We start from the raw sequence: 8,700 nt of genomic DNA, 5'->3' as shown, positions 1-8,700 counted from the left end.
TCGGCCGGCCCGGCGGGCCGGCCGAGGTGGAGCCGCGATCCGGGGGGTCGGCGGGCGATGCCGCGCACCCGGGGACCGCCACGCCGCACACCGATGTCGCTGACGGCACGAACACTCCGCGCCCGGCCGATCCGGTGCAGGCGGAGGTGGTCGCGCACACCGACGGGCCGATGCTCGTCGTCGGTGGTCCCGGCACCGGCAAGACGACGACGCTCGTCGAGGCGGTCGCCGCCCGCGTGGCCGAGGGCGTCGACCCGGAACGGATCCTCGTGCTCACCTTCGGCCGGCGCGGCGCCACCGAGCTGCGCCACCGGATCGAGGCGCGGATCGCCGGGGACGGACACCGCGTGGTCCGCGAGCCGCTGGTGCGCACGTTCCCGGCGTACGCCTTCGGGCTGCTGCGCCGCGCGGCGGCCGAACGCGGCGAACCCTCGCCCCGGCTGCTCACCGGCCCCGAGCAGGATCTGATCATCCGTGAGCTGCTCGACGTGGTGGGGGACGAACCCGGCGACGACCCGGTCGGCTGGCCGGAGGACATGCGGCCGGCGCTGCGTACCCGGGCGTTCGCCCAGCAGCTCCGCGACCTGCTGATGCGTGCCGCGGAGCGTGGCGTCGGCCCGGTCGAGCTGGCCCGGCTGGGCGAGAAGCTGGGCCGCGCCGACTGGCCGGCCGCCGCGCGCTTCCTGCGGGAGTACGTCGCCGTGCTCGCCCTGCGCGACGTGAGCAACCGGGGCTCGGTGGCGTACGACCCGGCGGAGCTGGTGCGTGCCGCCACCGGCATGCTGCTCGACGATCCCGAGCTGCTCGCCGCCGAGCGCCGTCGGCTGGCCCACGTGTACGTCGACGAGCTGGCCGACACCGACCCGGCCCAGCTCGAACTACTCGCCGTGGTGGCCGGTGGTGGCCGTTCCCTGGTGGCGTTCGCCGACCCCGACTCGTCCACGTACGCGTTCCGCGGCGCCGACCCGGCGGGCGTCACCACGTTCCCGCACCGCTTCCGGACCGCCTCCGGTGCGCCGGCCGCGCAGATCACGCTGACCACCTCGTACCGGGCCGGTCCGGAACTGCTCGCGGCCACCGCCCGGCTGGCCCGGCGGCTGCGAGGTCCGGCGGCGCACCGGCGGCTACGCCCGCTTCCCGGCACGCCGGCCGGATCGGTGGAGGTACGGACGTTCCGGTCCGCCACCAGCGAGTCGGCGTGGCTGGCGCACGCGTTGCGCGAGGCGCACCTGCTCGACGGCGTGCCCTGGTCCCGGATGGCGGTGCTGGTCCGATCCACCGGCCGGCAACTGCCGTCGCTGCGGCGCGCGCTGCACACAGCCGGTGTGCCGACCGTCGTGCACGGCGAGGACCTGCCGCTGCACCTCCAGCCGGCGGTCGCGCCGCTGCTGCTCCTGCTGCGCTGCGCGCTCGAACCCGACCGGCTGGACGAGGAGTCGGCGGTCGCGTTGCTGCACTCGCCGCTGGGCGGCGCCGACCCGCTGGCCGAACGGCGACTGCGCCAGGGGCTGCGGGCGCTGGCGCTGGCCGGCGGAGACCGCCGTCCCTCCGGCGAGCTGCTGGTGGAGGCGCTCCGCGACCAGGCCGAACTGGCCACCATCGAGCGTCGCTGGGCGGCACCCGCGCAGGCCGTGGCGCACCTGCTCGCGACCGCCCGGGAGACGGCCGGCCGACCCGGCGCCACAGTCGAGGACGTGCTCTGGGCCGTGTGGCGGGAGAGCGGGCTGGCCGAACGCTGGGCCGGGGCGATCACCCGGGGACGGGCGGCCACCGGCGAGCACGAGACCGCCCAGCGCTGGCGGGCCGAGGCCGCCGACCGTGACCTGGACGCGGTGCTCGTCCTCTTCGACGCGGCGGCCCGGTTCACCGACCGGTTGCCCGGCGCGCGTACCGAGGTGTTCCTCGACCACGTCCTCGGGCAGGAGCTGCCCGCCGACACGCTCGCCGCCGCCGCCGACCGGGGCGACGCGGTACGCCTGCTCACCGCGCACGCCGCCAAGGGCCTGGAGTGGGACCTGGTCGCGGTGGCCGGGGTGCAGGAGGGCGTCTGGCCGGACCTGCGCCTGCGCGGCAGCCTGCTCGGCTCGGAGCGGCTCGTCGACGTGCTCGCCGGTCGCGCCGACGGGGCCGGGCTGCGGGCCAGCCTGGTCGGGCAGACGTCCGCGCTGCTGGACGAGGAGCGGCGGCTGTTCCACGTGGCGATCAGCCGCGCGCGACGGCGGCTGCTGGTCACCGCTGTCGCGTCCGCGGCGGTCGGCGGGGACGACCACGAGGAGCAGCCGAGCCGCTTCCTGCACGAGCTGGCCGCCGCCGACCCACCCGCCACCGGCGGAACCGGCCCGGCTCCGACCGGCCCCACCGGGAACGGGCCGAGCGGTCCGACCGCCCCCGCGCCGAGCGGCCCCACCGGGAACGGGCCGAACCGTCCGACCGGTCCGGGCACGCCCGGGCGAGCCGCTGACGGGCCGGTGCCGCACGGGGACGAGCATCCGCAGGACGGGCCGCCCACCGCGCTCCCGGTCACCCTGCCGCCGCGTGGGCTCACCCTGTCCGCGCTGGTGGCGGAGCTGCGTACCGCGGTCACCGACCCGGCGACGCCGATCACCCGGCGGCACGCGGCGGCGGGGGAGCTGGCGCGGCTGGCCGCCGCCGGGGTGCCCGGCGCGCACCCGGACGACTGGTGGGGGTTGCGCGGTCTCTCCGACGACCGGCCGCTCGTCGACGAGGGCGAGCCGGTGCGGGTCACCCCGTCAGCGATGGAGAGCGCGTTGCGGTGCAGCCTGCGCTGGCTGCTGGAACGGCACGGCGGCAGCGGGCCGGCGAGCGCCGCGCAGGGCGTCGGCAACCTGGTGCACGCCGCCGCGATGCTGGCCGAGGACGCCAGCGTCGACCGGGAGGCGTTGCTGGAGTACGTGGCGGCCCGGTTCGACGCGATCGAGCTGGCCGCGCGGTGGATGGCCGGTCCGGAGCGGCAGCGCGCCGAGGCGATGGTGGACAAGCTGCTGCGCTGGCTGGCCGGCAACCCCCGCCGGCTGCTCGCGATCGAGCACGAGTTCGCGGTCCGCCTCGACGACCCGTCCCGCCCGATCCAGCTGACCGGCCGCGTCGACCGGCTGGAGGTCGACGCCGAGGGACGGCTCGTGGTGATCGACCTGAAGACCGGCAAGTCGACGGCGGTCACCGAGCGGGAGGTGGCCGAGCATCCGCAGCTCGGCGCGTACCAGGCGGCGGTGGAGGCGGGCGGGTTCGCCGAGTTCGGCGAGGAGCCGGGCGGTGCCGCGCTGGTGCAGCTCGGCACCGGCGCGCGGGACGCCAAGGAGCAGACCCAGGCCGCGGCGGGGGAGGGGCCGGAGGCGGGGTGGGCCACCGCGCTGGTGCGCCGTACCGCCGACACGATGGCCGCATCCACGTTCGCCGCGGTGGCGAACTCCAAGTGCCGGGTCTGCCCGGTACGCACCAGCTGCCCGGTCTCCGGCCAGGGCCGCCAGGTGGTCGAGCCGCCCCCGGAGGGCTCGTGAGCGTTCAGCCGGCGCTGTTCGGCGCCTCCGCCACGCCCGCGCCGCGCACCGCCGACGCCGGGCCCCGCTACACGCCGGTCGAGCTGGCCCGGCTGCTGCGGCTGCCCGCGCCCACCCGGGAACAGGCCGCGATCATCGCCGCGCCGGTGGAGCCGCTTCTGGTGGTCGCGGGCGCCGGCTCGGGCAAGACCGAGACGATGGCGGCGCGGGTGATGTGGCTGGTCGCCAACTCCTACGTGCGCCCCGAGCACATCCTCGGCCTTACCTTCACCCGCAAGGCGGCAGGTGAGCTGGCACACCGGGTCCGGACCCGGCTCGACCAGCTCATCCGGCGGCTCGGCCGGCAGGGGCGGGATCCGCACGACGACCCGCTGGCGGGCGAGCCGACCGTGTCGACCTATCACTCGTACGCCGGGCGGATCGTCACCGAGCACGGGTTGCGCGCCGGGTACGAGCCGACCACCCGGCTGCTCACCGAGGCGTCCCGCTGGCAGCTGGTCGACCTGCTGGTGCGCAACTACGACGGCGACATGTCCGAGGTGGACCGGATGCCGTCGACCGTCACCGATGCCGTCCTGGCGCTCGCCGGTGAGCTGGACGAGCACCTGGTCGACCCGGACGAGCTGGCCGCCTGGACCGGCCGGTTCTTCGCCGACGTGCAGTCCCGGCCGGGCCGGGTCTACGCCGACGTCCGCAAGGCGCTCCAGCTCCAGCGGACCCGGCTGAAGCTGCTGCCGCTGGTGCGCGCGTACGCCCGGCGCAAGGACGACTTCGAGGCGATGGACTTCGCCGACCAGCTCGCCCGCGCGGCCCGGGTGGCCCGCGACCACCCCGGCGTCGGGGTGATCGAGCGGGACCGGTTCCGGGTGGTGCTGCTCGACGAGTACCAGGACACCAGCCACGCCCAGGTGGTGCTGCTCAACGCGCTGTTCGGTGGCGGCCACCCGGTCACCGCCGTCGGCGACCCGTGCCAGTCCATCTACGGCTGGCGCGGCGCCAGCGCCGGCACGCTCGACCGGTTCCCCACCGAGTTCGCCCGTACCGACGGCAGCCCGGCTGACGTGCTCAGCCTGACCACGAGCTGGCGCAACCGGCCGGAGATCCTCGGCGTCGCCAACACGCTCTCGGTGCCGCTGCGGGCGGCCGGCGCGCGGGTGCCGGAACTGCACGCCGCGCTCAGCGTCCGCGACCCGATCCCGCACCGCACGCCGGGCGGGCAGGCCGGCGGCACCGTGCACTGCGCGCTGCTGGAGACGTACGCCGACGAGGCCGACTGGATCGCGGACAGCGTGCTGGCGGCCTGGCGGGGCGCGGCCGGGATGCCGGGTGCGCTGCCCGAGCACATCCCGGCCGACCGCCGCCCCACCACTGCGGTGCTGGTGCGGCTGCGCAGCCAGATCCCGGCGATCGAGGCGGCGTTGCGCGCCCGCGGGCTGCCGGTCGACGTGGTCGGCCTGGGCGGGCTGCTGGACACCCCGGAGGTGCGGGACGTGGTGTGCACGCTGCGCGTGCTGGCCGACCCGACCGACGGGGCGGCGCTGCTGCGGCTGCTGACCGGCGCGCGCTGGCGGATCGGGCCGCGTGACCTGGTTGCCCTGCACCGCCGCGCTCGCGCGATCGCCCGCGGGCGCCGGGAGCTGACCGGCGACGAGGGCCCGGAGATCACCGTGGACGCGCTGGACGAGGCCACGCTCGTCGAGGCGCTCGCCGACCTGGGGCCGGCGCAGGCGTACTCGGCCGAGGGCTTCGCGCGGCTGCGCTCGTACGGGATGGAGCTGGCGCTTCTGCGCTACCGGCTCGACCAGTCACTGCCGGAGCTGATCGCGGACATCGAGCGGACCATCGGGCTCGACGTCGAGGTGGCGGTCCGCGCCGGCCGGGACGGCGCGGGCGACGCCGGGCTGGCCCGTGCCCACCTGGACGCGCTCGGCGACGTGGCGGCCCGGTTCAGCGGCGAGACGCCCGGCGCCACGCTCGCCGGTTTCCTCGCCTACCTGGCCGCGGCCGAGGACGAGGAGCGCGGGCTGGCGCCCGGCGAGGTCGAGGTGGTGGCCGGCGCGGTGCAGGTGCTCACCGCGCACGCCGCGAAGGGCCTGGAGTGGGACGTGGTGGCGGTGGCCGGGATGACCCGGGGCGTCTGGCCGGGGCCGGTCCGCAACTCCGACCACTGGCTGGGCGGGCTGGGCGTGCTGCCGTTCCCGTTGCGCGGCGACGCGGACGGGCTGCCCGAGCTGGCCCTGCCGGAGGCTGAGGACCAGCGCGGGGTGGCCCGGGCACTGACCGAGTTCACCGACGCGTGGCGGGCGCACGACGAGCGGGAGGAGCGCCGGCTGGCGTACGTGGCGGTGACCCGTCCCCGCCGGCTGCTGCTCTGCTCCGGCTACTGGTGGGGCGAGGGGACCAAGCGGTTCCGCGGCCCGTCGGTGTTCCTGCGCGAGGTGCACGACGCCTGCCTGACGGGTGCGGACGGGCACGTGGTGGACGCGTGGACGCCCGAGCCGGCCGGGGACGCGGTGAACCCGACCACCGAGACGGTGCTGCGGGCCGAGTGGCCGGCCGACCCGCTCGGCGCCCGCCGGCCGGCGCTGACCGAGGCAGCGGCGCTGGTCCGCCGGCACCTGGCCGACCCGGAGACGGCCCGCCGGGAAGCGGCAGTGCTCGCCACCAGCGGAGCGGCTGAGGACGCCGAGGTGGCCCGCTGGCGGCGCGAGGCCGATCTCCTGCTCGCCGAGCGGGCGGAGCTGGCCCGGCAGGCCGAGGCGGTCGAGGTGGAGTTGCCCGGCCAGCTCTCGGTGACCCAGCTCGTGGCGTTGCGCCGCGACCCGGAGGCGCTGGCCCGGACGCTGCGCCGCCCGATGCCGACCGAACCGAACCCGTACGCCCGGCGCGGCACCGCGTTCCACGCCTGGCTGGAGCAGCGCTTCGGCGCCGACCGGCTGCTCGACGTGGACGAGTTGCCCGGCGCGGCGGACGAGGACGCGGCCCCGGACGAGGCGCTCGTCGAGTTGCAGGAGCGCTTCCTGGCCGGCGAGTGGGCCGACCGGGTGCCGGTGGAGGTGGAGGTGCCGTTCGCCACCGTCATCGCCGGGGTGGTGATCAGGGGGCGGATGGACGCCGTGTTCGCCCGGCCGGGCGGGCGCTACGACGTGGTCGACTGGAAGACCGGGCGGCAGCCGGCCGGCCGGGAGGCCGACGCGGCGGCGGTGCAGCTGGCGGTCTACCGGCTGGCCTGGGCGGAGCTGGCCGGGGTGCCGGTGGAACGGGTCGGCGCCGCGTTCCACTACGTGCGGGACTCCGCGAACGTTCGTCCGGCCGACCTGCTCGACGCGGAAGGGCTGGCCGCCTTGGTGGCCGCCGTGCCGGAAATCCCGGGGGATCTCCCGCGGCGCACGAATCCGTGATACGTTGAACGGGTTGCAGTTTTGGTTTCCAGAGACTCTGTGTGCGCCTGGCGGATTGTGGCCCCAGGCGCTCTTTGTTGTGTCCGGAGTTCTCCGGGCGGGGCGACCAGCAGCGACAGGCACGCCGCGTATTCCACGCGCGGGGTGCTCCTCTCCGGCCCGCAACACGTGCGGGCCGACCGTTCCGTCAAGGAGACGAAACACATGGCAATTGGCACCGTCAAGTGGTTCAACGCTGACAAGGGCTTTGGCTTCATCACCCCGGACGACGGCGGCGCCGACGTCTTCGCCCACTTCTCGGCGATCCAGACCTCCGGCTACCGGAGCCTGGACGAGAACCAGCGGGTCGAGTTCGAGGTGACCCAGGGCCAGAAGGGCCCGCAGGCGGAGAACATCCGCCCGCTCTGATCTTCGGATCAACCGGCACCACCACCGCGCCCTCTCGGGCGCGGTGCACGGGCCGGCCCGCCTCTGCTGGGCCGGCCCGTCCCTTCGGTTCGTGCTTGTGACCACCGGTGACGCCGGTGACGCGCCGTCTTCCGGCGCCCTTCCTCGACACGTGCCGCCTCGAGGAAGGCTTTTCGCATGACCACGACCCTGCCCACGTTCGCCGCCACCGGCCTGGCTCCGGCGCTCATCTCCGAGCTGGCCGCGCAGGGCATCGCCGCGCCGTTCCCGATCCAGACGGCCACGATCCCGGACTCGCTGGCCGGCCGCGACGTGCTCGGCCGGGGCCGTACCGGCTCCGGCAAGACGCTCGCGTTCGGGCTGCCGCTGCTGCACCGTACGGCCGGCCGCCGGGCCCGCCCGGGCCGCCCGCTCGCGCTGGTGCTCGTACCCACCCGGGAACTGGCCGCGCAGGTCACCGCCGCGCTCGTCCCGTACGCCGCCGCCCTCGGGTTGCGCTGCGCGACAGTGGTCGGCGGGCTCTCGCTGACCCGCCAGGCGGCCGCGCTGCGCGCCGGCGCCGAGGTGCTGGTGGCCACGCCGGGCCGGCTGCACGACCTGATCGACCGCGGGGACGCCCGGCTGGACCAGGTGACCATCACCGTGCTGGACGAGGCCGACCAGATGGCCGACATGGGCTTCCTGCCGCAGGTGACGAAGCTGCTGGAGCAGGTCGCCCCCGGTGGTCAGCGGATGCTCTTCTCGGCCACCCTGGACCGTGGCGTGGACCGGCTGGTCCGCCGCTTCCTGGCCGACCCGGTGACGCACTCCGTCGACCCGGGCACCGCCACCGTCACCGCGATGACGCACCACGTGCTGCACCTTGAGGCGGACGACAAGCAGGCCGCGCTGGCCCACATCGCCGCCCGCGAGGGCCGCACCATCGTCTTCATCGCCACCAAGCACCGCGCCGACCGGGTGGCCCGGCAGTTGCTCGCCAAGGGCGTACGCGCCGCGGCGCTGCACGGCGGTAAGTCGCAGCCGCAGCGCACCCGCATCCTGGAGCAGTTCCGCACCGGCCAGGTCACCGCGCTGGTGGCCACCGACGTGGCGGCCCGGGGCATCCACGTCGACGGGCTGGACCTGGTGGTCAACGCCGACCCGCCCGCCGAGGCCAAGGACTACCTGCACCGGGGTGGCCGGACCGCGCGGGCCGGCGAGTCGGGCACAGTGGTCACCCTCGTCCTGCCGGAGCAGCGCCGCGACGTCGCCCGGCTGATGAGCACCGCGGGCATCAACCCCAAGACCACGCGGGTACGCCCCGGCGACGGTGAGCTGAGCCGGCTCACCGGCGCCCGGGAGCCGTCCGGCGTCCCGGTGACCATCACCGCGCC

The 8,700-nt window shown here is 76.0% G+C and carries 4 protein-coding genes; all 4 read left to right on the top strand.

The window, feature by feature from the left end; translation table 11 throughout:
- The first annotated feature begins 26 nt into the window (after window positions 1-26).
- Window positions 27-3,518, top strand: coding sequence for an ATP-dependent DNA helicase (locus F8279_RS27940; RefSeq protein WP_225853440.1), 3,492 nt, complete (start codon window positions 27-29; stop codon window positions 3,516-3,518).
- On the top strand, window positions 3,515-6,919 hold the full coding sequence (locus F8279_RS27935) for an ATP-dependent helicase (RefSeq protein WP_151501535.1): 3,405 nt from the start codon (window positions 3,515-3,517) through the stop codon (window positions 6,917-6,919). The genes F8279_RS27940 and F8279_RS27935 overlap by 4 nt, the downstream gene beginning before the upstream one ends.
- 204 nt (window positions 6,920-7,123) lie before the next feature.
- Window positions 7,124-7,327, top strand: a complete 204-nt coding sequence (locus F8279_RS27930; protein ID WP_013288421.1) for a cold-shock protein — start codon at window positions 7,124-7,126, stop codon at window positions 7,325-7,327.
- 177 nt (window positions 7,328-7,504) lie between these two features.
- Window positions 7,505-8,700 (top strand): DEAD/DEAH box helicase (locus F8279_RS27925; protein ID WP_151501534.1); only part of this gene is annotated, 1,196 nt, incomplete at its 3' end.

This window comes from Micromonospora sp. AMSO1212t, from assembly GCF_008868145.1.
Lineage (GTDB): Bacteria > Actinomycetota > Actinomycetes > Mycobacteriales > Micromonosporaceae > Micromonospora > Micromonospora tulbaghiae.
This window is presented reverse-complemented; position numbering and strand designations above follow the sequence as displayed.